This is a genomic window from Deltaproteobacteria bacterium (genome assembly GCA_020845895.1).
Taxonomy (GTDB): domain Bacteria; phylum Lernaellota; class Lernaellaia; order JACKCT01; family JACKCT01; genus JADLEX01.
This window is the reverse complement of record JADLEX010000139.1, coordinates 1-24,032: the sequence shown is the minus strand read 5'-3', so window position 1 is coordinate 24,032 and position 24,032 is coordinate 1. Positions and strand designations below refer to the sequence as shown.

Genomic DNA, 24,032 nt, shown 5'->3' with positions numbered 1-24,032 from the left:
CCGGGAGAAAACGTGAAGATGCGGGTGAAGCTGATCAACGCGATCGCGATGGAAGAGGGCGTTCGCTTCGCCATCCGCGAGGGCGGACGCACCGTCGGCGCCGGCGTCGTCACGAAAATTCACGCGTAAGGAAATTCGCCGACCGCGCGGAAGCCTTTCGCGCGGCGGCCAACGGATCACGAGGGAGCCCATCGTCATCGCCGGCGGGTGCCGGGCGGGAAGCGGACGGGAAGAGACATGAAACAGAGAATTCGAATTCGGCTCAAGGCGTACGATCACAAGCTTCTGGACAAATCGTCCAAGGAGATCGCCGAGTCCGCGAAGCGCAGCGGCGCTCACGTCTCGGGACCGATCCCGCTGCCGACGAAGATCGAGAAGTTCTGCGTTCTGCGTGGACCGCACGTCGACAAAAAGAGCCGCGAGCAGTTCGAGATCCGCACGCACAAGCGCCTGATTGAGATCTTCGACACGACGCAGGAGACGATGGAGGCGATGGGCAAGCTGGAGCTGTCGCCGGGCGTCGATGTGGACATCAAGCTGATCAACAGTGGAGCCCGCTGATGAAAGGCATTGTCGGCAAGAAGATGGGCATGACGCAGGCCTACGACGAAACGGGCCGACGTCACGCGCTGTCGGTCATCAAGGCGGAGCCCGGGATCGTCGTCCGCGTCAAGAGCGCGGAGACGGACGGCTACGACGCGATCCAGGTGGGCTTCGCGGAAGTCGAGGCGAAGAAACTGAACCGGCCCGACGCCGGCCAGTTCAAAAAGCACCTTCCCACGAAGGCGGCTTACAAGACCCTGAAGGAATTCCGGGTGGAAAGCCCGAAAGACTACAAGGTCGGCCAGGCGATCACGGTGGAACTGTTCGCCGAGGGCGAGTTGGTCGATGTGCAGGGCGTGACGGTGGGCAAGGGCTTCGCGGGCAACGTGAAGCGCAACCACTTCGGTCGCGGCCCGATGTCGCACGGCTCCAAAAACCGCCGCGAGTCGGGATCGATCGGCACGTCGGCCGCGCCGTCGCGCGTTGTTCCGGGTCGCCGGATGCCGGGCCAGCTCGGCAACAAGACGCGGACCGTTCAGCGCATCCGCGTGTTCCGGGTGGACGCGCAAAACCATCTGATTTTCCTGCTCGGCGGAGTGCCGGGTCACCGCAACGGAATCGTGACGGTTCACGAGACCGTCAAGAAGACGAAGTGACCGGGCAAGGACACACGACCATGAAACACGAAGTCTTGAACACGGGCAGCCAGAAGGTGGATCACGTCGATCTGTCGGACAAGGTGTTCGGCGCCGAGGTGAAGCCCCACCTGTTCTGGGAAGTTGTCCGCAACCAGCTCGCCAACCGGCGGGCGGGGACCAAGAAGACCAAGGGCCGCTCCGAGGTCGATTTCACGGGCTCCAAGATGTACCGCCAGAAGGGTACCGGTCGCGCCCGCGCGGGTTCCGCGCGCTCGGGCGTTCGCGTCGGCGGCGGTCACATCCATAACATCGAGCCCAAGGACTGGTCCTACAAGATTCCGAAAAAAGTCCGGCGGCAGGCGGTGCAGAGCGCGCTGTCGATGAAGGTCGCCGAAAACAAGCTCACCGTGGTCAACGAGATCGCGCTCGACGAGATCAAGACGAAGAAACTCGTCCAGATCCTCGCGGGCCTCGGCATGACCAACGGGCTCGTCATCATCGCCGGGCGCGACGAAAAGATCGAAAAGAGCGCCCGAAACATCCCGTTCGTCAAGGTGCTTCCGGTCGAGGGACTCAACGTCTACGACCTGCTGCGCTACGACCGCGTGATCGTGACCCGGGACGCGGTGGCGAAGATCGAGGGGAGGTTCGCGCAATGATCAGCCGGGATCCTCACCACATCATCAAGCGGCCGGTCATCACCGAAAAGGCGAACCTGGCCAAGGAAGACGCGAATCATCACGTGTTCGAAGTCGCGTTGGACGCCAACAAGGTGGAAATCCGCCAGGCGATCGAGCAGCTCTTCGACGGCGTGCAGGTGCTCGAGGTGAAAACCTCCCTGATGCGAGGAAAAAACAAGCGGCGAGGTCGTCAGTTCGGTCGGCAGCCCAATTGGAAAAAGGCGGTCGTCAAGCTGGCCAAGGGACAAACCATTGACTTCTTCGAGGGCGCCTGATCCCCGAGGACGGCGAAGAGGAAGGCATGGCGATCAAGACATACAAACCGACAAGTCCAGCCCGACGGTACCTGACCGGCAGCGATTTCGCCGAGGTCACGAAGTCGACGCCCGAGCGTGCGCTTCTGGAGCCTCTGCGCAAATCCGGCGGACGCAACAACACCGGACGCCTGACGGCCTACAGCCGGGGCGGCGGCGCCAAGCGCGCGTACCGGATCATCGATTTCAAGCGCGACAAGATCGGGATTCCCGCCAAAGTCGCCGCGATCGAGTACGATCCGAATCGCACGTGCCGCATCGCACTGCTGCACTACGTGGACGGCGAGAAGCGCTACATCATCGCCCCCGAGCAGCTCAAGGTCGGCGACCGCATCCTGTCGGACGAAAACGCCGACATCCGGCCGGGCAACACGCTGCCGCTGCGCAACATCCCCGACGGCACCTTCGTGCACAACGTCGAGATGAAGATCGGCAAGGGCGGCCAGGTGGCGCGGTCCGCGGGCAACTTCGCCCAGGTGATGGGCAAGGAAGGCGACTACGTCCTTCTCAAGCTCCCGTCGGGCGAACTGCGCCGGTTCCGCCGCGAATGCCGCGCGACGATCGGGCAGGTCGGCAACAACGACCACTCGAACATCTCGATCGGCAAGGCGGGCCGCACCCGCTGGCTCGGGCGGCGCGGCCATGTGCGCGGCGTCGCGAAGAACCCGGTCGATCATCCGATGGGCGGCGGCGAGGGACGCACGAGCGGCGGTCGCCATCCGTGTTCGCCCTGGGGCCAGCCGGCCAAGGGTTACAAAACGCGACGGAACAAGACGTCGGGCAAGTACATCGTCAAGCGCCGCGGCAAGTAACGCCGGGGCAATGGGAGAGGGACGCATGCCGCGTTCGGTCAAAAAGGGACCCTTTGTGGATGAGCACCTGCAGGCGAAGGTGAACCGCGCCCTGGACGTGCGGGACCGCTCGCTGATCAAGACCTGGTCGCGCCGGTCGACGGTTCTGCCGGAATTCGTGGGTCTGACCTTCGCGGTGCACAACGGCAAGAAATTCGTGCCGGTGTTCGTGACGGAGAACATGGTCGGGCACAAGCTCGGCGAGTTCGCCCCGACGCGCACCTTCCACGGCCACGCGGCGGACCGCAAGGCGGCCAAGAAGTAAGGCCGCGGCGCCGCGCGGCGATAAAACGCGCGCAGCGGAGCCCGGGGTGGAGGCAGTGAGATGGAAGTGAAAGCGATTGCGAGATTTCAGCGGGTGTCGCCCTTCAAGGGTCGGCTCGTCGCGGATCTGATTCGGGGCAGGGACGTGAACGAGGCCATGGGCATTCTCGCGTTCACCCCCAAAAAGACCGCCGTGCTGCTCAAGAAGCTGCTCTCGTCGGCGATCGCCAACGCGACGGCCCGGGGCGGCGTCAACATCGACGACCTCTACGTCAAGCGCGTGATGGTCGACGGCGGCCCGACGCTCAAACGCATCATGACGCGCTCGCAGGGGCGCATCAACCGGATTCTGAAACGCACGGCCCATTTCACGATCGTGCTGGACGAACGGGACTAAGGAGACGACGGTGGGTCAAAAAACGCACCCGAACGGTTTGCGCCTCGGCATCATCCGCGATTGGAATTCGCGGTGGTACGCGGACAAGGGCTACGCCAAGCTGCTCCACGAGGATCTGCGCATCCGCGCCTACCTCAAGGACAAGCTGGCGTCGGCGAGTGTGTCGCGTATCGAGATCGAGCGCGCGCACAACAAGCTGACCATCGTGATCCACACGGCGCGGCCGGGCGTGATCATCGGTCGCAAGGGCCAGGAGCTCGAGACGCTGCAGAAGAAGCTGCGCCACATGGCCGACCGCGACATCTTTATCAAGGTGCAGGAAGTCCGCCGGGCGGATCTCGACGCGCAGCTCGTGGCCGAGAACATCGGCAACCAGCTCCAGCGCCGCATCGCGTTCCGTCGCGCCATGAAGCGTGCGGTCACGAACGCCATGAAGCTCGGCGCCAAGGGCGTTCGCGTGGCGTGCTCGGGCCGGTTGGGCGGAGCGGAAATGAGCCGTTTCGAGCAGTACCGCGAAGGCAGCGTGCCGCTGCACACCCTGAAGGCGGACATCAACTACGGCCAGTATCACGCGCGCACGACCTACGGCGTGATCGGCGTGAAGGTGTGGATCTATCACGGAGAAGCCGACCTCCGCTGATCGCGGGGGACCGGAAGAACGAAATTTGGCGGCGGGTGCGATGACGCCCCGGCGCGACCAGAGGACGGACAAATGCTGTCGCCGAAGAAGACGAAGTACCGCAAGCAGATGAAGGGACGCCGCGCCGGCCAGGCCACGCGCGGAAGCAACCTGGATTTCGGCGATTACGGGCTTCAGGCGGTGCAGGACGGTTGGCTCACGGCCCGCCAGATCGAGGCGGCCCGTATCGCGATGACCCGTTCGGTCAAGCGCGGCGGCCGGATCTGGATCCGGGTGTTCCCCGACAAGCCCCTGACCAGGAAACCCGCGGAAACCCGCATGGGCAAGGGAAAGGGCGCGCCGGAGGAATGGGTGGCCAGCGTGAAACCCGGCCGCATGCTGTACGAGATGCAGGGGATCGACACCGCGCAGGCCGTGTCGGCCCTGAAATTGGCGGCGTCGAAGCTGCCGATTCGGACCAAGATCGTGATTCGCGAGGCGACCCATGAAGGCTGAGGAATTTCGCAAACTGTCGGACGAGGAACTCGCCCAGAAGCAGGAAGACCTGAAGGGCGAATATTTCAACCTGCGTTTTCAGTTCTTCACCGGGCAGCTCGAAAACACCGGACGCATGAGAGCCGTGCGTCGTGACATCGCCCGCGTCGCCACGTTGCGCCGCGCGCGTCTGACGACGGGAGGTCGATGATGTCCGAGACGAAACCGGTGACTGAGACGAAAAAGACCGCGAAACGGCGGACGATTCAGGGCGTCGTGACCAGCGACAAGATGGACAAGACCATCGTGGTGCGTGTGTCGCGCGTCTACAAGCATCCGCTCTACGGCAAGGTCATCAAGCGCCACAAGAGCTACAAGGCGCACGACGAGGCCAACGAGTGCCGGATCGGCGACACGGTGGTGCTCATCGAATCGCGTCCGCTGTCGGCGACGAAACGCTGGGCGGTGAAGAAGATCATCGAGCGGGCGGCCGTATAAGGCCGGCGCGTATCGGGCTGGGGTGACGTCATGATTCAGATGCTGACCACGCTGGGTGTGGCCGACAATTCCGGGGCTCGCAGCCTGCGGTGCATCAAGGTGCTCGGCGGCAGCAAGCGCAAGTTCGCGACCGTCGGCGACGTGATCGTCGTGTCGGTGCGCGAGGCGATCCCGAACGGCAAGGTCAAGAAGGGCGATGTGCACAAGGCCGTCATCGTTCGCGTGAAGAAGGACATCGGTCGCCCGGACGGCAGCTACATCCGCTTCGATGAGAATTCGGCGGTGCTGATCGACAACAACCAGGAGCCGATCGGCACCCGCGTGTTCGGACCGGTGGCCCGCGAACTGCGCGCCAAGAAATTCATGAAGATCATCTCGCTGGCGCCCGAGGTCCTTTAGGGACCCCTTCGCGCAAGGAGAGCTGTGATGGCCAAGGAACCGATCGGAAAAGAGCGCGTGAAGATGCACGTGCGCAAAGGCGACCTCGTCCACGTCGTGGCGGGCAAGGAAGTCGGCGCGCTCGCCAACGCCGTGAAGCGGGGCAAGGTGCTGGCGGTCGACACCGTCAAGGGACGCGTGCTCGTCGAACGCATGAACATGATCAAGCGCCACACGCGGCCGGGCAAGACGAATCGTCAGGGCGGCATCGTGGAGCGCGAGGGCTTCATCCATCACAGCAACGTGATGCTGGTGTGTCCGGCGTGCAACCAGCCCACCCGCACGGGCACGAAGGCCCTCGCCGACGGCAAGCGCGTGCGCGTGTGCAAGAAGTGCGGCGAATCGGTGGATCGATAACGCTCGGCCGAAAGGCCGTGGGAACCAAGGACGCGGCGCACGCGCCGCAATGACCGGACCGGGTCAAAGTCAAGGCGAGACAGGAGACCGCAATGGCGGCGCGAATGCAGACGATGTACGAGCAGCAGGTGATTCCGGCCCTGATGAAGGACTTCGGATTCACGAACCTGATGCAGGTGCCGAAGCTCCGGAAGATCACGCTCAACTGCGGGCTCGGCGAGGCGCTTCAGAATCCGAAGCTCATCGAGTCGGCGGTCGAGGAGATCGGCCGGATCGCGGGCCAGAAACCGGTCGTCACCAAGGCCAAGAAGTCCGAGGCGGCGTTCAAGCTGCGCAAGGGCCAGAACATCGGCGTGATGGTGACGCTGCGAGGCGATCGCATGTACGAGTTTCTCGACCGGCTCATCACGGTCGCGATCCCGCGTATCCGCGACTTCCGCGGCGTGTCGGCCAAGGCCTTCGACGGCCGCGGCAACTACACGCTCGGCGTGAAGGAGCAGATCATTTTTCCCGAGATCGACTACGACAAGGTCGACAAGATCAAGGGCATGAACATCACGATCGTGACCTCCTCCAAGAACGACGAGGAAGGCCGCGCGCTGCTCGAAAAGATGGGGATGCCCTTCCGCAAGTAGTCCGGCGGCGTCCGGAACGCCGGGAGTCCGGCGACGAAGCGAGGTGAGTTGTGGCGAAGAAGTCGATCAAGGCGAAGGCGGCCCGTCCGCAGAAGTTCAAGGTGCGGCAGTACAACCGGTGCCCGATCTGCGGGCGTCCCCGGGCGTATTACCGCAAGTTCGGGATGTGCCGGATCTGCCTGCGCAAGCTCGCCCTCGAGGGCGACCTGCCGGGCGTGGTGAAGTCGAGTTGGTGACACGGGCCCGCCGGAAGGCGGCGGGCGTGAGGAGACGACGATGGTCATGACGGATCCCCTGGCGGACATGCTCACCCGCATCCGCAACGGGTACAGGGCGGGACATCAAGAGGTCTTGGTGCCGTCCTCGAAACTGAAAAACGAGGTCTGCAGGATCCTGCGCGACCGCGGTTTCATCGACGCGTACAAGTTCGAGCAGGACGCGACGCAGGGCATCATCCGCATTCACCTGCGCTACGACCGCAACAACAAACCCGTGCTCACGGGCCTCGAACGGGTCAGCCGTCCGGGACTGCGTCGTTACGCGGGATCGGGCGAGGCGCCCCAGGTGCTCGGCGGGTTGGGCTTGACGATCGTGTCCACGAGCCGGGGCGTGATGACCGACGACGATGCGCGTCAGGCCAACGTCGGCGGCGAACTCCTGTGCCGCGTCTGGTGAGTCGGGAAGGAGAGGGACGATGAGTCGAATCGGCAAACTTCCAGTGACGCTCGAAAAGGGCGTGACCGTCAAACTCGACGGAACGAAGCTGACCGTTTCGGGCCCGAAGGGCTCGCTGACGCACGTGCTGCCCGACGGCGTGACGGCCGCGGTCGAGGGCGACAAGATCCAGATCTCGCGCCGCGACGACCACCGCGAACGCCGTTCGCTCCATGGTCTGACCCGCGCGCTGGTGCAGAACCTCGTGACGGGCGTGGCCAAGGGCTACGAGCGCAAGATGGAAATGGTCGGCGTCGGCTACAAGGCCGAGGTCAAGGGCAAGGAACTGTGGCTGTCGGTGGGATTCCCGAAGGAGAAGATCCTTCGCATTCCCGACGACCTGACCGTGAACGTCGAAAAGGGCGTGAACATCACGGTCGCGGGCAACGACAAGCAGCACATCGGAAACTTCACGTCGAAGATCCGCAAGATCCGTCCGCCCGAGCCGTACAAGGGCAAGGGCATCAAGTATTCCGACGAGGTCATCGCCCGCAAGGAAGGCAAGACCAACGCGTAACGCACATCATCCGCGCCAAGGGGTGCTGAACCCGCCGTCGCGGAAGGAGAGGAACCGTGAGCTATAAAAAAGTCAAATTGACGCCCCGACTCGCCCGTCAGCAGCGCGTGCGCCGCAAGGTGCGCGGCCGCCCGGATCGCCCGCGCCTGTGCGTGTTTCGCAGCTCGAAACACATCGCCGTACAGGCGATCGATGACGAAACGGGCGTGACGCTCGTGAGCGCGTCGTCGCTCGACAAGGGGTTCGATCGCCCCAAGGCCGCTCCGGCCAAGGAAGGTGAAGCGACCAAGGGCACCAAGATTCTGTGCAGCGAGGCGATCGGCGCGCTGATCGCGCAGCGGCTGAAGGACAAGGGCATCACCAAGGTCGTCTTCGACCGTAACGGATTTTTGTATCACGGACGGGTGAAGGCGGTCGCCGACGCGGCGCGTCGCGCCGGCCTCGAGTTTTAGGAGAGAATAAAGTGGCCGACTTGGATTTCAGTCACGGCGATTCGGCTCAGGACTTTGTCGAAAAGGTCATTCACGTCAATCGCGTCGCGAAGGTCGTGAAGGGCGGACGTCGGTTTTCGTTCGCGGCTCTGGTCGTCATCGGCGACGGGCGCGGTCGGGTTGGCGTGGGCCAGGGCAAGGCCAACGAGGTTCCCGACGCGATCCGCAAGGCGGTGGACAAGGCGAAGAAGAACATCTTCTCGGTGCCCCTGACCGAAAACGCCTCGATCCCGCACGTGGTCGCGCCGGAAGTCGGTCGCTACGGCGCCGCGAAGGTTCTGCTCAAGCCGGCCAGCGCCGGTACGGGCGTGATCGCCGGCGGCGCGGTGCGCGCGATCCTCGAAGCCGCGGGCATCCAGAATATCCTGACCAAGAGCCTGGGCAGCCGTAACCCGTACAATCTGGTCAAGGCGGCCGAGGCGGGCCTGAAGTTTTTGAAGAGCCCCGACGCCTATCGCGGCCGCCTGCGTCGCGCCGAAGGCTGAGGATCGGCGAACCGGGGGAGGAACACAGCATGGGCAAGATTCGCATTACGCAGATTCGTTCGGCGCTGGGCCGCGAGCCGAACCAGCGAAAAGTCATCAAGGCGCTCGGTTTGCGCCGGATCAACCACACGGTGGAGCATGCCAACACGCCGACGATTCGCGGCATGGTGAAAAAAGTCCTCCACCTCGTGCGTTTCGAGGAGACGGCGTAAATGAAACTCAACGAATTGACTCCCCCGAAAGGGGCGGTGAAGGACCGCAAGCGCATCGGTCGCGGCAACGCGTCGGGCCAGGGCGGCACCGCGGGCAAGGGCCACAAAGGCCACAAGGCCCGCGCCGGCAAGAACCAGGGCGACTATTTCGAAGGCGGCCAGATGTCGATCTCCCGCCGGATTCCCAAGCGGGGATTCACGAACGGTCGTTTCCGCAAGGTGTTTGCGACGGTCAACGTCGGCGATCTGGCGCGCTTCACGGCGGGCCAGGTGGTGGATCCGGCGCTGCTCGTCGAGAGCCACGTGGTCCGCAAGGCTCAGGACGGCATCAAGGTTTTGTCCGACGGCGATCTGACGGTGGCGCTCACGGTGAAGGCGCACGGATTTTCGGCGAAGGCAAAAGAAAAGATCCTGGCCGCCGGCGGACAGGTCGAGCTGATCAAATCCTAATCGAGCGGTGAAGCCGGGAGGCTTTTGATCGTGATCGGCGCCTTTCAGAACATTTTCAAGATCCCGGAGCTGAAGCGACGGGTGTTCTTCTCGCTGCTGCTGCTCGCGGTCTATCGCGTGGGCTGCATCGTGCCGCTGCCGGGGCTCAACGCCGCCGCACTCGCCGAGTTTTTCAAGAACGCCGCGGGCACCGTCTTCGGCATGTTCTCGATGTTCTCGGGCGGAGCGCTCGAGCAGGGCTCGATCTTCGCCCTGGGCATCATGCCCTACATCTCGGCGTCGATCATTCTGCAGCTCCTCACGGTCGTCGTGCCCTACCTCGAGAAGCTGTCGAAGGAAGGCGAGCTCGGCCGCCGCAAGATCACCCAGTACACGCGCTACGGCACCGTCGTGCTCGCGCTGTTTCAGGGCTTCATGATCTCGGTGGGTCTCGAAAAAGGCATGCTCGGCCAGGGCGTCGTGCTGCATCCGGGCATGACGTTCAAGCTCACGTCCGCGATCACCCTCGCGGCCGGCACCGCCTTCATCATGTGGCTCGGCGAGCAGATCAGCGAGTTCGGCATCGGCAACGGCATCAGCCTCATCATCATGGCCGGTATCGTCGCGCGCCTTCCCGCCGCGATCTACCAGCTCTTTGTCGACATCGGCTCCGGCGAGCGTTCGCTGCTGTTCACGCTGCCGATCCTGATTCTGATGGTCTTCGTGGTGTTCGTGATCATTTACGTCGAGCGCGCGCAACGGAAGATTCCGATCCAGCACGCACGGCGCGTGATCGGTCGCCGCATGTACGGCGGAGCGAGCACGCACCTGCCCCTCAAGATCAACACCGCGGGCGTCATCCCGCCGATCTTCGCGAGCTCGATCCTGATGTTCCCGGCGACGTTTGCCCAGTTCATCGATCACCCGATCGCCCAGAGCATCGGCAACGCGATGGCCCCGGGAACGATCATTCATACGGCGCTCTACGTCGCGCTCATCATCTTCTTCTGCTACTTCTACACGGCGGTCACATTCAACCCCGTCGACGTCGCGGAGAATCTGAAAAAGTCCGGCGCGTACATCCCCGGTTATCGTCCGGGAAAACGCACGGCGGACTACATCGACCGCGTTCTGACCCGCGTCACGCTCGGCGGCGCGATGTACGTCGCGGCGATCTGCGTGCTTCCGACTCTTCTGATCGCGATTTACAAGGTTCCGTTCTATTTCGGTGGAACGGCGCGTCTGATTGTCGTGGGCGTCGGCCTGGACACCATCCAGCAGATGGAAAGCCACATGCTGATGCGCCACTATGACGGTTTCCTGGGAACCAAGAAGTTCAAGGGTCGTCGGGGGTAGGGGATGCGTCTCATTCTGCTCGGAGGTCCGGGCGCGGGGAAAGGTACGCAGTCGAAGGTGCTCGCGGAAAAACTCGGAATTCCGCAGATTTCGACGGGCGACATGCTTCGTGCGGCGCTCAAAGCCCAAACGCCGCTTGGTCTCGAAGCGAAGGGCTACATGGACAAGGGTGCGTTGGTGCCCGATTCGGTGGTGATCGGTCTGATCGACGAACGGATCGATCAGGCGGATGCGAAGGGTGGGTTCATTCTCGACGGTTTTCCGCGCACGACGGCGCAGGCCGAGGCGCTCGACGGACTGCTCGCAAAGCGGACGCTGGCGCTGTCGAAGGTCGTGTCGATCGACGTGGATGACGAGGATCTCGTCGCGCGGCTCTCCGGGAGGCTGACCTGCCGGGGTTGCGGGGCGATGTTCCACGTGAAATTCAATCCGCCCAAAACGGTCGGGGTCTGCGACGAGTGCGGTGGATCCGACCTTTACGTGCGGGACGACGACAGCGAAGTCACGATCCGGCAGCGGCTCGTGACGTATCACAACCAGACGGCGCCGCTCATCGACTATTACCGGTCGAAGGGCAGCCTCGCCTCGGTGAATGGCGGCGGATCGATCGAGGAGATCACGGGCCAGATTGTGACCGCGATCGGGGCGTGACGCGTGAACGTCGGCATCCGACTGAAGAGCCCGGCCGAGATCGAGGCGATGTACCGGGTGAATCAGGTGGTCGCTGAAGCCCTGACGTTGATGTCCGAGGCGGCGAAGCCCGGTGCGACGACGGCCCAGATGGACGAAATCGGCCGGAAGGTCCTTGAAAAGCACGGCGCGAAGAGCGCGTTTTTGAACTACCCCAGCTCGGCGGGGGGGAAGCCGTTTCCGGCGACGGTGTGCGCGAGTCCCAACGAGGTGATCGTGCACGGCATTCCCAGCGCCGACTGCGTGCTGAAAACGGGCGATATTCTGTCGCTCGATTTTGGGGCGGTCCTCGACGGATGGGTGGGCGACTCGGCGATCACGATCCCGATCGGGCCCGTGAACGCGGATGCGGCGGCGCTCATCGCGACGACGCGGGCCTGTCTCGACGCCGCCATCGCGTGCATGCGAAACGGCAACCGCCTGGGCGATATCGGCCACGCGGTACAGAGCTTGGCCGAGTCGAAAGGATACGGCGTCGTGACCGAGTTCGTCGGCCACGGTGTCGGGAGAAAGATGCACGAGCCCCCGCCGGTTCCGAACGTCGGACGGGCGGGGTCGGGAGAGCGGTTGCGGCCCGGAATGGTGTTCGCCATCGAGCCGATGATCAACCAGGGGACTCCCGAGGTGGAAGTGCTCGCCGACGGATGGACGGCGGTGACGGCGGATCGGAGACTGTCCGCCCACATCGAGCATTCGGTGGCGATCACGCCGGACGGCCCGAGGGTGCTGTCGGCGCGTCGATAGCGTAGAGAACGAAGGATAACTCGCGGCGGGGCTTGACCTTTTGGCCGCGATGGATTAACGGGTTCGCTCTTTTCTCCCGGTCGGGAAAATTCGGGCGGGCACGCGGAGACACGTCATGAAAGTGCAGGCATCGGTGAAACGACGGTGCGACAAGTGCAAGATCATTCGCCGTAAGGGTGTGGTGCGTGTGATCTGCGAGAACAAGAAGCACAAGCAGCGTCAAGGCTAAAGAGGAAGGCGGAGGAAGATCATGCCGCGTATTGCCGGTGTGGATATCCCGAACGACAAACGGGTGGTGGTGTCGTTGACGTACATCTACGGCATCGGACCGGCGATTTCGAGCCGGATCCTTTCCGCGGTGGGCGTGGACGCGAACGTGCGCGCGGGACAGCTCACGGACGTCGAGGTGGCGAAGATTCGCAGCTTCATCGACGAGAACGTGAAGGTCGAGGGCGATCTGCGCAAGGACATCGCCATGAACATCAAACGGTTCATGGATCTGGGCACCTATCGCGGCCTGCGCCACCGTCGCGGCCTGCCGGTTCGCGGCCAGCGGACGCACACCAACGCGCGTACCCGCAAGGGTCCGAAGCGCGCGGCGGTCAAGGGCAAACGGAAAGTCTGACGCTCGCGTCGGATTTCGATAACCGAGGATCAAGGAAAATGGCCAAAGCCAAACGCGTGGGCGCGAAGGTCGTCAAGAAGAACATCCCCAGCGGGATCGCTCACATCCAGGCGACGTTCAACAACACCATCGTCACGATCACCGATCTGTCCGGCGGCGCGATCTGCTGGTCGAGCGCGGGTTCGTCGGGATTCAAGGGCAGCCGCAAATCGACGCCCTATGCCGCACAGGTCGCGGCCGAAGAGTGCGCGCGCAAGGCGCAGGAACACGGCGTGAAGCAGCTCTCGGTGTTCGTCAAGGGTCCGGGTTCGGGCCGCGAGGCGGCGCTGCGTGCGCTCATGACCGCGGGATTCAAAATCAACGTGATCAAGGACGTGACGCCGATCATGCACAACGGTTGCCGGCCGCCCAAGCGCCGGCGCGTCTGATCGAGGAGTTCGACAGTGGCTCGTTATACCGATTCCGTGTGCCGTCTCTGCCGGCGCGAAGACACCAAGCTCTTTCTGAAGGCCGACCGCTGCTTCACCGAAAAGTGCGCGATCGAGCGGCGTAAGTATGCCCCCGGTCAGCACGGCCAGCGACGGCGCGGCAAGGAATCCGATTACGGCATCCAGCTTCGCGAGAAGCAGAAGGCGCGGCGGATTTACGGCGTCCTCGAACGGCAGTTCCGTCTGTACTTCGAGAAGGCCGACCAGATGAAGGGCGTCACGGGCGACAATCTGCTCGTGCTGCTCGAACGGCGCCTCGACAACGTGGTGTACCGTCTGGGTTTCGCCGGCAGCCGCTCCGAAGCGCGTCAGCTCGTCTCGCACGGCCACTTCCTTGTCGACGGACGAAAGGTCGATGTCCCGAGCTTTCTCGTGAAGCCGGGCCATAAGGTGATGCTGCGTGAAAAGAGCCGGGGCAACGCCCGGATTCAGGAAGCCCTGCAGACCATCGAGCGTCGGGGCGTACCCGGTTGGCTCGAACTGAACAAGGACGCGTTCACGGGCACGTTGTCGAGCCTGCCGAACGCGTCCGATCTGGACGCGACCATCAACGCGCAGCTCATCGTCGAGTTGTACTCGAAGTAACACCCAAGCCGTTAGGGGCCCACGTCCATGCACAAAGTCTGGCGAGAACTCATCCGTCCGAAGAAAATCGTCGCCGATAAGGAACGTCAAGGCGCGACTTACGGCCGTTTCTTCGCCGAACCCCTCGAACGGGGGTACGGTCAGACGCTGGGGAACTCCCTGCGTCGCGTGCTGTTGTCCACCCTCCCGGGCGGCGCGATCACGTCCGCGCGCTTCGAAGGCGTCAGTCACGAGTTCTCGACGATTCCCGGTGTGAAAGAAGACATCACCGACATCGTGCTGAACCTCAAGCAGGTTCGCCTGAAAATGCACACGGATTCGATCGAGACGCTGCGCTTCGCGAAGAGCGGCGACGGCATCATCACGGCCGGCGACATCGTGTGTCCCCCGGCGGTCGAGATCCTGAACAAGGACCTGCACATCGCCACGCTCGCCAAGGAAGGCAAGATCGACTGTGAATTGACAGCGAAACTCGGGCGCGGTTACGTGCCCGCCGAGTCGCAGAAATCGCCCGACGACGAGATCCCGATCGGCACGATCCTGGTCGATGCGCTGTATTCGCCGATCGTGAAGTGCAATTACCAGGTGACCAACGCCCGCGTCGGCCAGCGCACCGACTACGACCGCCTCATCATCGAGATCTGGACCGACGGATCGATCGGCCCCGAGGACGCGCTCGGCCTCGCCGCCAAGATCCTCAAGGAACAGTTCAGCGTCTTCATCAACTTCGACGAGGAAGAGCAGGAGTACGACGAGGACGACGAAGAAGAGGACGAGGAGGTCGAGCACAACGAAAACCTGTATCGCCGGGTGGACGAGCTCGATCTTTCGGTGCGCGCGGCGAACTGCCTGAAGAACGCGAGCATCCGCTACATCGGCGAGTTTGTGCAAAAGTCCGAAGCCGAGATGCTCAAGACCAAGAATTTCGGACGCAAGAGCCTCAACGAGATCAAGGAGGTTCTGGCCGAGATGGGTCTTTCGCTCGGGATGAAGCTGAAAAACTGGCGGCCTCCGGCGGATATCGATGACGACGAGGCCAACGGCTGAGGTTGGTTGCCTCGCCCGTGGGCATGATGAAGCCCGCCGTACGGCGGGCGGATCGACGATAGGGAAGCGAACATGCGACATCTGAAAGACTACCGGCAACTCAACCGCTCCAGCGAGCATCGCCGCGCGATGTTCCGCAACATGGCGACGAGCCTGTTCCTGCACGAGCGGATTCAGACGACCGAGGCGAAAGCCAAGGAGCTCCGCCGCTACGCCGAAAAGCTGATCACGCTCGGCAAGCGGTACGCGGCTTTCGGCGACGGCGCGAGCGACACGGGCGTTGCGGCCAAGAAGCTGCACGTGCATCGTCAGGCGCTCTCGTATCTGCGCGACAAGAAGGCCATCGAGCGCGTGCTCGGCGAACTCGCGACGCGGTATGAAACGCGCCCCGGCGGGTATACGCGGATCATCAAACTCGGGCCCCGTCGCGGCGACGCCGCCGAAATGGTGTTCATCGAACTGGTGAAGACCGAAGAAGCCGCCGCGCCCAAGGAGAAGCGTCGCCGCAAGCGTCGAGCCAAGGGCGAAGGCGAGGCCGCCGAAGCGGCGGAACCGAAGTCCGCAAAGACGGCGAAGGCCAAGGCCGAACCCAAAGCCGAACCCAAGTCCGCGGCGCCGGCCAAAGCCCCGCTCGAGACAAAGGTCGCGCCGGCCGATGAAACCGCGAACGACGTTCCCGAAGGCGAGTCGGCGGACGCGGCGGAAGAGCCCAAGTCCGAGTGAGCGCTCTTGACGCGGCGAACGGTCGCGGCGAGATTTCACGGGGAGGCCGCAAGCCTCCCCGTTTTCGTGAAGACCCACGGGCGGGTGTCGCGCCGCGAATCGGTGCGAGTCCCCGGGAGAAGCGATGTCCGAGTCGAACAACAAGACATCCGAACAGAACAACAATCGGATTCTGTTCATCGTTTTCGTCGTGTTCGCGGCGGTTCTGTACGGGCTCATTTTCGGCGGCGACTGCGGCGGGCCGGGTTCGATCTCCGGGAATCGCGCGCAGGCGGCCGGATTCACCCTCACCGACATGGAAGGCCGCCAGGTTGCGCTCGATTCTTATCGCGGCAAGGTCGTCTTCCTGAATTTCTGGGCGACGTGGTGCGCACCGTGCCGCCGCGAGATGCCCGATATCCAGAGCCTGCACCGCAAGATGGACCCCGGCCAGTTCGCCGTGGTGACGGTCTCCGTGGACGATGGCGGTCGCGAGGATGTGGCGTCGTTTTTCCGCGAGCGACAGCTCGACGTGCCGACGCTGCTCGATCCGAAGGACGACATCGCGCGCGTCTACGGCGTGACGGGATTCCCCGAGACCTTCCTGATCGACAAGGCCGGCAATGTGGTCGAACGTTTCATCGGCCCGCGAGACTGGCTCTCGCCCGCCTACATGGAACTTTATCGCCGTCTGATCGAGGAGTGACCGCCCCGGCGGTTTCGGGCGATCGACGGATTTCGACCGCCGTGAAAATTCTGTGCAAATCCCCTGAATTGGCGCGCTTTGGGCTCCGTTCGGCTTGACAGCAACGGGGCCCATTTCATACTGTGCAACTGCCACGTCAAATGTCCGCGTGATCCGTGGGTCCCCAAGGATCGGAGGTAGGGTTTATGGCCGCTTCGAACGATTCGCCGAGCCGGGACAAATTGGGTGAACTGCTTGTCCAAGAAGACCTGATCAGCCCGGACCAGCTCGAGACCGCCCTTGCCGAACAGAAGGTCTCCGGAGGTCGGCTCAGCTACCACCTCTCGCGCCTGGGGTATCTGGAAGAATCGGAACTGGCCGACATCCTCTCGCGCCAGTACGGCGTCCCGTCGATCAACCTGTCCGAGTTTACGATCGACCCCGAGGTCATCAAGCTCGTCCCGAAGGAGATCGCCGAGAAGTACAAGTGCATCCCGATCTCCCGCGCCGACAACTCGCTGATCGTCGCGATGGTCGATCCCTCGAATATCCTCGCGATCGACGACATCAAGTTCCTGACCGGATATTCGATCGAAGCCGTCGTCGCCACCGAAGACTCGATCATGAACGCCATCGAGCGTTACTACGACTCCCACGAGGAGGAGATGGGCAACGTCCTCGACGGCTTCGACGTCGAGGACCTCGAGGTGCTCGATACGGAAGAAGAGGTCAATCCGGTCGAGCTCGAACGCTCCGCCGAGGACGCGCCCGTCGTCAAGCTCGTCAACCTGATTCTGTCCGACGCCATCAAGAAGGGCGCGTCCGACATCCACGTCGAGCCTTACGAAAAAAGCTTCCGCGTGCGCTACCGCATCGACGGCGTGCTGCACAAGGTCATGGATCCCCCGCGCAAATTGCAGAACGCCATCACGAGCCGCCTGAAGATCATGGCCGACCTCGACATCGCCGAGCGCCGCCTGCCCCAGGACGGACGCATCCGCCTCAAGACCGCCAAGGGCAAGGAGATGGACTTCCGCGTCAGCTCGCTGCCCACGATCTTCGGCGAAAAAATCGTTCTGCGTCTGCTGGACAAGGAGTCGCTGCAGCTCGACATGACCAAACTCGGCTTCGAGGAGAAGCCGCTTGACCACTTCAAGGTCGCGATTCACAAGCCCTTCGGCATGGTGCTCGTCACGGGCCCGACGGGTTCGGGCAAGACGACCACGCTGTACTCGGCGCTGACCGAACTCAACAAGGTCTCCGAGAACATCTCCACGGCCGAGGACCCGGTCGAGTACACGCTCAAGGGCGTCAATCAGGTTCAGATGCACGAGGCCATCGGCCTCAACTTCGCCGCGGCGCTGCGCTCGTTTCTGCGTCAGGACCCCGACGTCATCATGGTCGGCGAAATCCGCGACTTCGAAACGGCGGAAATCGCGGTCAAGGCCGCGCTCACCGGCCACATGGTGCTTTCGACGCTGCACACGAACGACGCGCCCAGCTCCGTCACCCGTCTGCTGAACATGGGCATCGAGCCCTTCCTCGTCACGGCGTCGCTGCAGCTCATCGCCGCGCAGCGCCTCGTGCGCAAGATCTGCACAGGCTGCAAGGAGCAGATCGAGTTCTCGCCGCAGGCGCTCAAGGACCTCGGCATGAAGGAAAACGACGCGGCGAACGCGGTGGTCTACCACGGCGCGGGCTGCATGAAGTGTTCGAAGACCGGCTACAAGGGCCGCATCGCCCTCTACGAGGTCATGCCGATCTTCGAGGAAATCAAGGAGTTCATCCTCAACGGCGCATCGACGACCGAGCTCAAGCGCGAGTCGATTCGTCTAGGGATGAAGTCGATGCGCCAGTCGGGCCTGTCGAAGCTGCTTGAAGGCGTGACCACGATGGAAGAAATCGTTCGCGTGACCGCGACCGATTGATCGAAGAACGGAAATCAACGGACGGATGATGAGCGCAAACGAATCGGCGCACGCGGGCGCGGCGGAAGTCCGAACGGTCGATCTTCACCAGTTGCTGAAGATCATGATCGAAAAAGGGGCGAGCGACCTTCACATCACGACGGGCTCGCCGCCGCAGTTCCGCATCGACGGGCGTCTGACGCCGCTGAACATGCCGGCGCTCACCGCGAGCGACACCAAACGGCTGTGCTATTCGGTGCTGACCGACCTTCAGCGGCACCACTTCGAGGAAGAGAGCGAGCTCGACCTGTCGTTCGGCGTGAAGGGCCTGTCGCGATTTCGCGCCAACGTGTACCGCCAGCGCGGCGCGGTGGCCGGAGCGTTTCGCGTCATCCCCTTCAAGACCTTCAGTCTCCAGGAACTCGGCCTTCCCAACATCATCAGCGACCTGACGAACAAGCCGTCGGGCCTGATTCTGGTCACCGGGCCCACGGGCTGCGGCAAGTCGACGACGCTCACGTCGATCATCGACAAGATCAACACCTCGCGGAACCAGCACATCCTCACCGTCGAGGATCCGATTGAGTACCTGCACGCGCACAAGGGATGTCTCGTCAACCAGCGCGAGGTCCACTCCGACACCAAGACCTTCACGATCGCGCTCAAGCACATCCTGCGCCAGGACCCCGACATCGTGCTCATCGGCGAAATGCGCGACCTGGACACGATCGAGTCGGCGCTGAACATCTCGGAGACCGGACATCTGACGTTCGCCACGCTGCACACCAACAACGCGGTGCAGTCGGTGAACCGAATCATCGACGTGTTCCCGCCGCATCAGCAGCCGCAGGTGCGCGCCCAGTTGTCGTTCGTGCTCGAAGGCGTCATCTCCCAGCGGCTCATCCCGAGGGCCTCGGGCGTGGGCCGCGTCATGTCGAGCGAGGTGCTGATCCCCAACGCCGCGATCCGCGCGCTGATCCGCGACGACAAGGTGCACCAAATCTACTCCCAGATGCAGATGGGCCAGAGCAAGTACGGCATGCAGACGATGAATCAGTCGCTGTTCAGCCTCTACACGCGGGGCCTGATCACGTACAAGGATGCGCTGGGACACTCCACCGAGCCCGAGGAACTGGTTCAGATGATCGAGTCCGCGGCAGCCAAGGCGGCCCGCAAGTAGCGGTCGAAAGGAGACGGTCATGCCGGTCTATAAATGGGAAGGACGTACCCGTTCCGGTAACGTCGCCAAGGGCGAAATGGATGCGCCCAACGAGGAGGCCGTCATTGCCCGGCTGCGTTCGCAGCAGATCGTCGCGACCGAGGTGAAGACCAAGGGCAAGGGCGGGAGTATCTTCCAGGTCGAGTTGATGAAGCAGCGGGTGACCGAGAAGGAAATCGTCATCTTCACCCGCCAGTTCGCCACGATGATCGACGCCGGCCTCCCGCTGGTGCAGTGCCTCGACATTCTCGTGTCGCAGCAGGTCAACAAGACCTTCGCCGAGGTGCTTCTCGCCGTGAAGAACGACGTCGAGTCGGGTTCGACGTTCGCCAAGGCGCTCGGCAAGCATCCCAAGGTCTTCGATCAGCTCTTCGTCGCGCTGGTCGCGGCCGGCGAAGTCGGCGGTATTCTCGACACCATTATGAACCGCCTGGGCGCCTACATCGAAAAAGCGATGAAACTCAAGAAACGCGTCAAGGGCGCGATGGTCTATCCGGCCGCGGTCTTGGGCATCACGATCATCGTCGTGCTCGTCCTGCTCATCTTCGTCATCCCCGTGTTCAAGAAGATGTTCGAGGACTTCGGCGGCCAGCTCCCCGGGCCGACGCAGCTCGTCGTGGACGTGTCGAACTTCCTCCGCAGTTTCTGGTTCATCTTGGTCCCGGCAATCATCGGCGGCGTCATTGCGTTTCGTCAGGCCATCAAGACCGACAAGGGTGGAGCCATCTGGGACGACGTGACTCTCAAGATCCCCGTGTTCGGCGAGCTCATCCGCAAGCAGGCGGTCGCCAAGTTCACGCGCACGCTCGGCACGATGATCACCTCGGGCGTGCCGATTCTCGACGGCCTCGAGATCGTCGCCAAGACATCGGGAAACCGCACCATCGAACGCGCCATTCTCAGGACCAAGGCGCGCATCGCCGAAGGCAAGACCATCGCCGAACCGCTCGCGGAATCCGGCGTGTTCCCGCCGATGGTGTGCCAGATGATCACGGTCGGCGAATCGACCGGCGCGCTCGACGTCATGCTCGCGAAGATCGCCGACTTTTACGAGGACGAGGTTGATCAGTCGGTGTCGGCGCTCACCACACTGCTGGAGCCCATCATGATGGTGTTCCTCGGCGGATCGGTCGGCTTCCTGCTCGTGTGCATGTACCTGCCGATCTTCAAGCTCGTGTCCGTGATCGGCTAAAGACGCGATACGGCCGGCGCACGCCGGCCGACGAAAGGGACGACGGCCATGGATTCCTTCCCGACCCGGTGAGAGGAAACATGGCCGTCTCCGTTTCCCGCCCGGTCGTCGAGGCGCGCACCGTCGCGGCGGGCTCCGACGCCCACCAGCTTCTGCAGTGGCTGCTCTTCCTTCGCGTCGTCGTCGCGACCTTCGTGCTCGGGCGCGTCTTCGTTCTCGGCATTCAGGAAGCCCGATACGCGTTCTTCATCCTCATCACCACGCACGTTCTGACCGCGCTTCTGTCCGCGCTGTTCATCCAGCGGCTCGCGAGCCGCGAGTGGTTCCTCTACGTGCAGGTTTATTGGGACATTCTGTTCATCACCGGTCTCGTTTACCTGTCCGGCGGCGTCGATTCGTTTTTCCCGTTCATGTACGTGCTCGCGGTCATCAACGCGTCGATCCTGCTGACGCGCCGGGCGACGCGGATCGCGGGATTCGCGTGCTCGGCCCTGATGATCGTGGTCTTCGTCGCCCAGTGGCGAGGGCTGATTTCGCTGCCCAACGTCGAGCCGGACGCGCCGGTCATCACGGCGCGCGACGTGGTGCTCAAACTCGTCTTTCACATCTTCGCGATTTTCGCGGCCGCGTATCTGGCGGGTTTCCTCTCCGAACGCAGTCGCGCCGTCGGCTTGGAACTCGCGCGCAAGCAGGAGGATCTCGAACAGCTTCGCGCGAGATTCGAGCACATGATCCGATCGGTTCCCATGGGGATTCTCGCGCTGGACGATCATGAGCGCGTCATGTTCGCGAATCCCGCGGCGCTCGGCATTCTCGGGCGCGACGCGCGAAGCGACCTGACGGGCCGCGCGCTGCGCGAGGTGATGCCCGAACTGCCGCCCGTCCTGCCGCGCGCGGGCGCGCGGCACGCCTCGGCGAGCCTGGAGATCGCCGACGGTCGCACGATCCATCTCGAGATCGGCCACTCGCCGCTCGTCGCGGGCGACGGCACGCGGCTCGGTGCGCTCGTCACCTTCGAGGACCGAACCGCGATCAAGACGATGGAGGACGCGGTGCGTCGAACGGATCGACTGGCCGCGGTCGGCAAGCTGGCGGCGGGCATCGCGCACGAGATCCGCAATCCGCTCGCGAGCATGTCGGGATCGATCCAGTTGCTCTCGCGCGAATTGAAACTGGACACCGTCAACGCGCATCTCATGGACATCGTCATCCGCGAGACCGAACGGCTCAATTCGCTCGTCACGGATTTTCTCGCCTTCGCCCGGCCGGGTCCGGTGAAGGAGGAACTTGTCGACGCGCGACTCATCGCGGACGACACCGCGAAGGTGCTGGAAAACGAACCCGGGTGTCGCGCGGGAATCCGAGTCGTCCGCGAATTTTCGGAGCCGCTTTTCCTTCGCGCCGACCCCAATCAGCTCCGTCAGGTCTTCTGGAACCTCGGCATCAATGCCGTGCAGGCGATGCCCGACGGCGGCGAGCTGCGCCTGAGAGGGCGGTTGCTCGGCGGCCCCCTGGAAGGATTCGACGGTCGCGTCGTCGAGATCACGGTGAGCGACAACGGCAAGGGCATGGACGAAGATACGCTCAAGGCGATCTTCGATCCGTTCTTCACGACCAAGGAGCGCGGGACCGGGCTCGGATTGACCACGTGCCACACGATCGTCGAGATGTTCCGCGGTCGGATCCTGGTCGAGAGCCGCCCGCGAAAGGGAACCACCTTCACGGTGCGTTTCCCGGCCGCCTAACCGGAACGGGAGAAAACGAATGCCGAGGACGCGGTTGCTGGTGGTCGACGACGAACTCTCCATGCGGGAGTTCCTCTCGATCCTGCTGACTCGGGAAGGCCACGCGGTCGATACGGCGTTGGACGGGAACGACGCCGTGAAAAAAATCGACCAGCATCGGTACGATCTCATCATCACCGACATCAAGATGCCGGGGCTTTCCGGCGTCGACGTTCTGCGCGCGGCGAAGGTGAAAGATCCCGAGGCGGCGGTCGTCATGATCACGGCCTACGCCAGTCCCGAATCGGTGACGGAAGCGATCGAGCTGGGCGCGACCGATTACGTCACGAAGCCGTTTCGGGTGGACGACCTCAAGCACGTCATCCGCAAGTGCCTCGAGAATCGATCCCTGCTGCGCGAAAACATCCAGCTCAAGACGGAGCTCGGCAACCGCTACGGGTTCGCCAACATCTTCGGCGCGCACGATTCGATGCGCGAAGTTTACGAGATGATCAAGCGCGTGAGCGCCACGCGCAGCAACATCCTGATCCTCGGAGAAACCGGAACCGGCAAGGAGCTGGTCGCCAAGGCGATCCACTTCAACAGTCCGCGCAGCACGATGCCATTCGTGGTCGTCAACTGCGGAGCGATCCCCGAGACGCTGTGGGAGAGCGAACTGTTCGGCCATCGCAAGGGTGCGTTCACCGGCGCAACGGCGGACCGGCGCGGACTTTTTCAGGCGGCGCATCAGGGCACTCTGTTCCTCGACGAAGTCGGCGAGATTCCGCTGAACATTCAGGTCAAACTCCTGCGCGCCACGCAGGAGCGCAAGGTGCTGGCGATCGGGGCGACGCAGGACGAAGTCATCGATGTGCGCATCATCGCGGCGACGAACCGCGATCTCGAGAAAGAGGTGAGCGAAGGGAAGTTCCGCGAGGACCTGTACTATCGGCTCAACGTCATCGCGATCAACATTCCCCCGTTGCGCGCGCGCGCTTCCGACATCCCGATGCTCGCGAACTTCTTTCTCGAAAAGTTCGCGACCCAGCTCCAGAAGGACATTCGGCGCATCTCGAACGAGGCGATGGAGCTGATGCGGACGTATCCGTTCCCCGGAAACGTGCGCGAGCTGGAAAACGCCATGGAGCGGGCGGTGACGCTCGAGACAACGAACGTCATCCTGCCCGAATCACTCACGCCGAGAATTCGAAAGACGCCGGCCCCGGTCGAGACCATTTTCGACGCCATTCAGGTCACGTCGGCAGGTCTCGACCTCGAGAACGTCGTGGCTGACCTGGAAAAGCGTCTTCTCACGCAGGCGCTGGAGCTCACCGGCGGCAACAAGACCGAAGCCGCGAAGCTGCTGCGGATCTCATTCCGAAGTTTTCGCTATCGGCTGCAAAAGTACGGATTGGAGCCCGATGACGGACCCTTCGCGGAAGACGATCCTGGCACGACGGACGAACCGGACGGACGGTCCTGACAAATTTT

The 24,032-nt window shown here is 63.2% G+C and carries 37 protein-coding genes; all 37 read left to right on the top strand.

The features are described 5' to 3' along the window. Positions 1–129, top strand: a 129-nt coding sequence (locus IT350_18920; protein ID MCC6160132.1) for an elongation factor Tu, incomplete at its 5' end; no start/stop codon positions are given. A gap of 108 nt (positions 130–237) precedes the next feature. Continuing rightward, positions 238–561: a 30S ribosomal protein S10 gene (gene rpsJ, locus IT350_18915; GenBank protein MCC6160131.1), complete on the top strand. Its 324-nt coding sequence runs from the start codon at positions 238–240 to the stop codon at positions 559–561. Beyond that, entirely contained in the window at positions 558–1,199 is a 642-nt protein-coding gene (gene rplC / locus IT350_18910; GenBank protein MCC6160130.1) for a 50S ribosomal protein L3, read from the top strand. The genes rpsJ and rplC overlap by 4 nt, the downstream gene beginning before the upstream one ends. Positions 1,200–1,219: 20 nt before the next feature. Next, positions 1,220–1,840 carry a 50S ribosomal protein L4 gene (gene rplD / locus IT350_18905; GenBank protein MCC6160129.1) on the top strand — a complete coding sequence of 207 codons (621 nt, stop codon included), beginning with the start codon at positions 1,220–1,222 and terminating at the stop codon, positions 1,838–1,840. Next, the gene (locus IT350_18900; GenBank protein ID MCC6160128.1) at positions 1,837–2,136 is read left to right on the top strand and encodes a 50S ribosomal protein L23; all 300 of its coding nucleotides are present in this window, start codon (positions 1,837–1,839) and stop codon (positions 2,134–2,136) included. Before rplD ends, IT350_18900 begins: the two co-directional genes overlap by 4 nt. 26 nt (positions 2,137–2,162) lie before the next feature. Beyond that, entirely contained in the window at positions 2,163–2,987 is an 825-nt protein-coding gene (gene rplB, locus IT350_18895; GenBank protein ID MCC6160127.1) for a 50S ribosomal protein L2, read from the top strand. Between the two features lie 25 nt (positions 2,988–3,012). Further along, positions 3,013–3,291, top strand: a complete 279-nt coding sequence (gene rpsS, locus IT350_18890; GenBank protein MCC6160126.1) for a 30S ribosomal protein S19 — start codon at positions 3,013–3,015, stop codon at positions 3,289–3,291. Positions 3,292–3,351: 60 nt separating this feature from the next. Then, complete coding sequence (gene rplV, locus IT350_18885) at positions 3,352–3,687, top strand: 50S ribosomal protein L22 (protein MCC6160125.1); 336 nt, start codon at positions 3,352–3,354, stop codon at positions 3,685–3,687. 10 nt (positions 3,688–3,697) lie between these two features. Beyond that, positions 3,698–4,327: a 30S ribosomal protein S3 gene (rpsC, locus tag IT350_18880; protein ID MCC6160124.1), complete on the top strand. Its 630-nt coding sequence runs from the start codon at positions 3,698–3,700 to the stop codon at positions 4,325–4,327. A gap of 72 nt (positions 4,328–4,399) precedes the next feature. Next, entirely contained in the window at positions 4,400–4,822 is a 423-nt protein-coding gene (gene rplP / locus IT350_18875) for a 50S ribosomal protein L16 (GenBank protein MCC6160123.1), read from the top strand. Beyond that, positions 4,812–5,012: a 50S ribosomal protein L29 gene (rpmC, locus tag IT350_18870; GenBank protein MCC6160122.1), complete on the top strand. Its 201-nt coding sequence runs from the start codon at positions 4,812–4,814 to the stop codon at positions 5,010–5,012. Before rplP ends, rpmC begins: the two co-directional genes overlap by 11 nt. Next, positions 5,012–5,299 (top strand): 30S ribosomal protein S17, encoded by a 288-nt coding sequence (gene rpsQ, locus IT350_18865; protein MCC6160121.1) that lies wholly within the window; start codon positions 5,012–5,014, stop codon positions 5,297–5,299. The genes rpmC and rpsQ overlap by 1 nt, the downstream gene beginning before the upstream one ends. A 30-nt stretch (positions 5,300–5,329) precedes the next feature. After that, entirely contained in the window at positions 5,330–5,698 is a 369-nt protein-coding gene (gene rplN / locus IT350_18860; GenBank protein ID MCC6160120.1) for a 50S ribosomal protein L14, read from the top strand. A gap of 27 nt (positions 5,699–5,725) precedes the next feature. Beyond that, entirely contained in the window at positions 5,726–6,094 is a 369-nt protein-coding gene (locus IT350_18855; GenBank protein ID MCC6160119.1) for a 50S ribosomal protein L24, read from the top strand. Between the two features lie 92 nt (positions 6,095–6,186). After that, a complete protein-coding gene (rplE, locus tag IT350_18850; GenBank protein MCC6160118.1) occupies positions 6,187–6,729 on the top strand; it encodes a 50S ribosomal protein L5 in 543 nt (180 codons plus the stop codon). 50 nt (positions 6,730–6,779) lie between these two features. Continuing rightward, complete coding sequence (locus IT350_18845) at positions 6,780–6,965, top strand: type Z 30S ribosomal protein S14 (GenBank protein MCC6160117.1); 186 nt, start codon at positions 6,780–6,782, stop codon at positions 6,963–6,965. Positions 6,966–7,005: 40 nt separating this feature from the next. Then, on the top strand, positions 7,006–7,404 hold the full coding sequence (gene rpsH / locus IT350_18840) for a 30S ribosomal protein S8 (protein ID MCC6160116.1): 399 nt from the start codon (positions 7,006–7,008) through the stop codon (positions 7,402–7,404). 19 nt (positions 7,405–7,423) lie between these two features. After that, positions 7,424–7,960: a 50S ribosomal protein L6 gene (gene rplF, locus IT350_18835; GenBank protein ID MCC6160115.1), complete on the top strand. Its 537-nt coding sequence runs from the start codon at positions 7,424–7,426 to the stop codon at positions 7,958–7,960. Positions 7,961–8,016: 56 nt separating this feature from the next. Continuing rightward, on the top strand, positions 8,017–8,412 hold the full coding sequence (locus tag IT350_18830) for a 50S ribosomal protein L18 (protein ID MCC6160114.1): 396 nt from the start codon (positions 8,017–8,019) through the stop codon (positions 8,410–8,412). Positions 8,413–8,432: 20 nt separating this feature from the next. Next, on the top strand, positions 8,433–8,936 hold the full coding sequence (rpsE, locus tag IT350_18825) for a 30S ribosomal protein S5 (protein MCC6160113.1): 504 nt from the start codon (positions 8,433–8,435) through the stop codon (positions 8,934–8,936). Between the two features lie 29 nt (positions 8,937–8,965). Further along, positions 8,966–9,148, top strand: a complete 183-nt coding sequence (rpmD, locus tag IT350_18820; protein ID MCC6160112.1) for a 50S ribosomal protein L30 — start codon at positions 8,966–8,968, stop codon at positions 9,146–9,148. Further along, on the top strand, positions 9,149–9,598 hold the full coding sequence (gene rplO / locus IT350_18815) for a 50S ribosomal protein L15 (GenBank protein ID MCC6160111.1): 450 nt from the start codon (positions 9,149–9,151) through the stop codon (positions 9,596–9,598). A 30-nt stretch (positions 9,599–9,628) separates the two neighbouring features. Beyond that, the gene (secY, locus tag IT350_18810; protein ID MCC6160110.1) at positions 9,629–10,933 is read left to right on the top strand and encodes a preprotein translocase subunit SecY; all 1,305 of its coding nucleotides are present in this window, start codon (positions 9,629–9,631) and stop codon (positions 10,931–10,933) included. Between the two features lie 3 nt (positions 10,934–10,936). After that, positions 10,937–11,584: an adenylate kinase gene (locus IT350_18805; protein MCC6160109.1), complete on the top strand. Its 648-nt coding sequence runs from the start codon at positions 10,937–10,939 to the stop codon at positions 11,582–11,584. Positions 11,585–11,587: 3 nt separating this feature from the next. Then, positions 11,588–12,367 (top strand): type I methionyl aminopeptidase, encoded by a 780-nt coding sequence (gene map / locus IT350_18800; GenBank protein MCC6160108.1) that lies wholly within the window; start codon positions 11,588–11,590, stop codon positions 12,365–12,367. A 115-nt stretch (positions 12,368–12,482) separates the two neighbouring features. After that, positions 12,483–12,596: a 50S ribosomal protein L36 gene (rpmJ, locus tag IT350_18795; protein MCC6160107.1), complete on the top strand. Its 114-nt coding sequence runs from the start codon at positions 12,483–12,485 to the stop codon at positions 12,594–12,596. A 21-nt stretch (positions 12,597–12,617) separates the two neighbouring features. Next, the gene (gene rpsM / locus IT350_18790; protein ID MCC6160106.1) at positions 12,618–12,992 is read left to right on the top strand and encodes a 30S ribosomal protein S13; all 375 of its coding nucleotides are present in this window, start codon (positions 12,618–12,620) and stop codon (positions 12,990–12,992) included. A gap of 38 nt (positions 12,993–13,030) precedes the next feature. Beyond that, complete coding sequence (gene rpsK / locus IT350_18785; protein ID MCC6160105.1) at positions 13,031–13,420, top strand: 30S ribosomal protein S11; 390 nt, start codon at positions 13,031–13,033, stop codon at positions 13,418–13,420. 15 nt (positions 13,421–13,435) lie between these two features. Continuing rightward, a complete protein-coding gene (gene rpsD, locus IT350_18780; GenBank protein ID MCC6160104.1) occupies positions 13,436–14,065 on the top strand; it encodes a 30S ribosomal protein S4 in 630 nt (209 codons plus the stop codon). Between the two features lie 27 nt (positions 14,066–14,092). Continuing rightward, positions 14,093–15,112 carry a DNA-directed RNA polymerase subunit alpha gene (locus tag IT350_18775; protein MCC6160103.1) on the top strand — a complete coding sequence of 340 codons (1,020 nt, stop codon included), beginning with the start codon at positions 14,093–14,095 and terminating at the stop codon, positions 15,110–15,112. A gap of 72 nt (positions 15,113–15,184) precedes the next feature. Then, entirely contained in the window at positions 15,185–15,835 is a 651-nt protein-coding gene (gene rplQ / locus IT350_18770; GenBank protein MCC6160102.1) for a 50S ribosomal protein L17, read from the top strand. Positions 15,836–15,959: 124 nt separating this feature from the next. Further along, positions 15,960–16,520 (top strand): TlpA family protein disulfide reductase, encoded by a 561-nt coding sequence (locus IT350_18765; GenBank protein MCC6160101.1) that lies wholly within the window; start codon positions 15,960–15,962, stop codon positions 16,518–16,520. Positions 16,521–16,705: 185 nt separating this feature from the next. Continuing rightward, positions 16,706–18,427: a type IV-A pilus assembly ATPase PilB gene (gene pilB, locus IT350_18760; protein MCC6160100.1), complete on the top strand. Its 1,722-nt coding sequence runs from the start codon at positions 16,706–16,708 to the stop codon at positions 18,425–18,427. 28 nt (positions 18,428–18,455) lie between these two features. Further along, complete coding sequence (locus IT350_18755; protein MCC6160099.1) at positions 18,456–19,586, top strand: type IV pilus twitching motility protein PilT; 1,131 nt, start codon at positions 18,456–18,458, stop codon at positions 19,584–19,586. Positions 19,587–19,605: 19 nt separating this feature from the next. Continuing rightward, the gene (locus IT350_18750) at positions 19,606–20,817 is read left to right on the top strand and encodes a type II secretion system F family protein (protein ID MCC6160098.1); all 1,212 of its coding nucleotides are present in this window, start codon (positions 19,606–19,608) and stop codon (positions 20,815–20,817) included. An 80-nt stretch (positions 20,818–20,897) separates the two neighbouring features. Next, entirely contained in the window at positions 20,898–22,562 is a 1,665-nt protein-coding gene (locus IT350_18745) for a PAS domain-containing protein (GenBank protein MCC6160097.1), read from the top strand. A gap of 19 nt (positions 22,563–22,581) precedes the next feature. Then, positions 22,582–24,024, top strand: coding sequence for a sigma-54-dependent Fis family transcriptional regulator (locus tag IT350_18740; GenBank protein ID MCC6160096.1), 1,443 nt, complete (start codon positions 22,582–22,584; stop codon positions 24,022–24,024). Positions 24,025–24,032: the final 8 nt, after the last annotated feature.

Coding starts and splice junctions, on each gene's coding strand:
- rpsJ (MCC6160131.1), top strand. CDS start 238: ATGAAACAGAGAATTCGAATTCGGCTCAAGGCGTACGATCACAAGCTT.
- rplD (MCC6160129.1), top strand. CDS start 1,220: ATGAAACACGAAGTCTTGAACACGGGCAGCCAGAAGGTGGATCACGTC.
- IT350_18900 (MCC6160128.1), top strand. CDS start 1,837: ATGATCAGCCGGGATCCTCACCACATCATCAAGCGGCCGGTCATCACC.
- rplB (MCC6160127.1), top strand. CDS start 2,163: ATGGCGATCAAGACATACAAACCGACAAGTCCAGCCCGACGGTACCTG.
- rpsS (MCC6160126.1), top strand. CDS start 3,013: ATGCCGCGTTCGGTCAAAAAGGGACCCTTTGTGGATGAGCACCTGCAG.
- rplV (MCC6160125.1), top strand. CDS start 3,352: ATGGAAGTGAAAGCGATTGCGAGATTTCAGCGGGTGTCGCCCTTCAAG.
- rplP (MCC6160123.1), top strand. CDS start 4,400: ATGCTGTCGCCGAAGAAGACGAAGTACCGCAAGCAGATGAAGGGACGC.
- rpmC (MCC6160122.1), top strand. CDS start 4,812: ATGAAGGCTGAGGAATTTCGCAAACTGTCGGACGAGGAACTCGCCCAG.
- rpsQ (MCC6160121.1), top strand. CDS start 5,012: ATGTCCGAGACGAAACCGGTGACTGAGACGAAAAAGACCGCGAAACGG.
- rplN (MCC6160120.1), top strand. CDS start 5,330: ATGATTCAGATGCTGACCACGCTGGGTGTGGCCGACAATTCCGGGGCT.
- IT350_18855 (MCC6160119.1), top strand. CDS start 5,726: ATGGCCAAGGAACCGATCGGAAAAGAGCGCGTGAAGATGCACGTGCGC.
- rplE (MCC6160118.1), top strand. CDS start 6,187: ATGGCGGCGCGAATGCAGACGATGTACGAGCAGCAGGTGATTCCGGCC.
- rpsH (MCC6160116.1), top strand. CDS start 7,006: ATGGTCATGACGGATCCCCTGGCGGACATGCTCACCCGCATCCGCAAC.
- rplF (MCC6160115.1), top strand. CDS start 7,424: ATGAGTCGAATCGGCAAACTTCCAGTGACGCTCGAAAAGGGCGTGACC.
- rpmD (MCC6160112.1), top strand. CDS start 8,966: ATGGGCAAGATTCGCATTACGCAGATTCGTTCGGCGCTGGGCCGCGAG.
- rplO (MCC6160111.1), top strand. CDS start 9,149: ATGAAACTCAACGAATTGACTCCCCCGAAAGGGGCGGTGAAGGACCGC.
- IT350_18805 (MCC6160109.1), top strand. CDS start 10,937: ATGCGTCTCATTCTGCTCGGAGGTCCGGGCGCGGGGAAAGGTACGCAG.
- rpmJ (MCC6160107.1), top strand. CDS start 12,483: ATGAAAGTGCAGGCATCGGTGAAACGACGGTGCGACAAGTGCAAGATC.
- rpsM (MCC6160106.1), top strand. CDS start 12,618: ATGCCGCGTATTGCCGGTGTGGATATCCCGAACGACAAACGGGTGGTG.
- rpsK (MCC6160105.1), top strand. CDS start 13,031: ATGGCCAAAGCCAAACGCGTGGGCGCGAAGGTCGTCAAGAAGAACATC.
- IT350_18775 (MCC6160103.1), top strand. CDS start 14,093: ATGCACAAAGTCTGGCGAGAACTCATCCGTCCGAAGAAAATCGTCGCC.
- rplQ (MCC6160102.1), top strand. CDS start 15,185: ATGCGACATCTGAAAGACTACCGGCAACTCAACCGCTCCAGCGAGCAT.
- IT350_18765 (MCC6160101.1), top strand. CDS start 15,960: ATGTCCGAGTCGAACAACAAGACATCCGAACAGAACAACAATCGGATT.
- pilB (MCC6160100.1), top strand. CDS start 16,706: ATGGCCGCTTCGAACGATTCGCCGAGCCGGGACAAATTGGGTGAACTG.
- IT350_18755 (MCC6160099.1), top strand. CDS start 18,456: ATGAGCGCAAACGAATCGGCGCACGCGGGCGCGGCGGAAGTCCGAACG.
- IT350_18750 (MCC6160098.1), top strand. CDS start 19,606: ATGCCGGTCTATAAATGGGAAGGACGTACCCGTTCCGGTAACGTCGCC.
- IT350_18745 (MCC6160097.1), top strand. CDS start 20,898: ATGGCCGTCTCCGTTTCCCGCCCGGTCGTCGAGGCGCGCACCGTCGCG.
- IT350_18740 (MCC6160096.1), top strand. CDS start 22,582: ATGCCGAGGACGCGGTTGCTGGTGGTCGACGACGAACTCTCCATGCGG.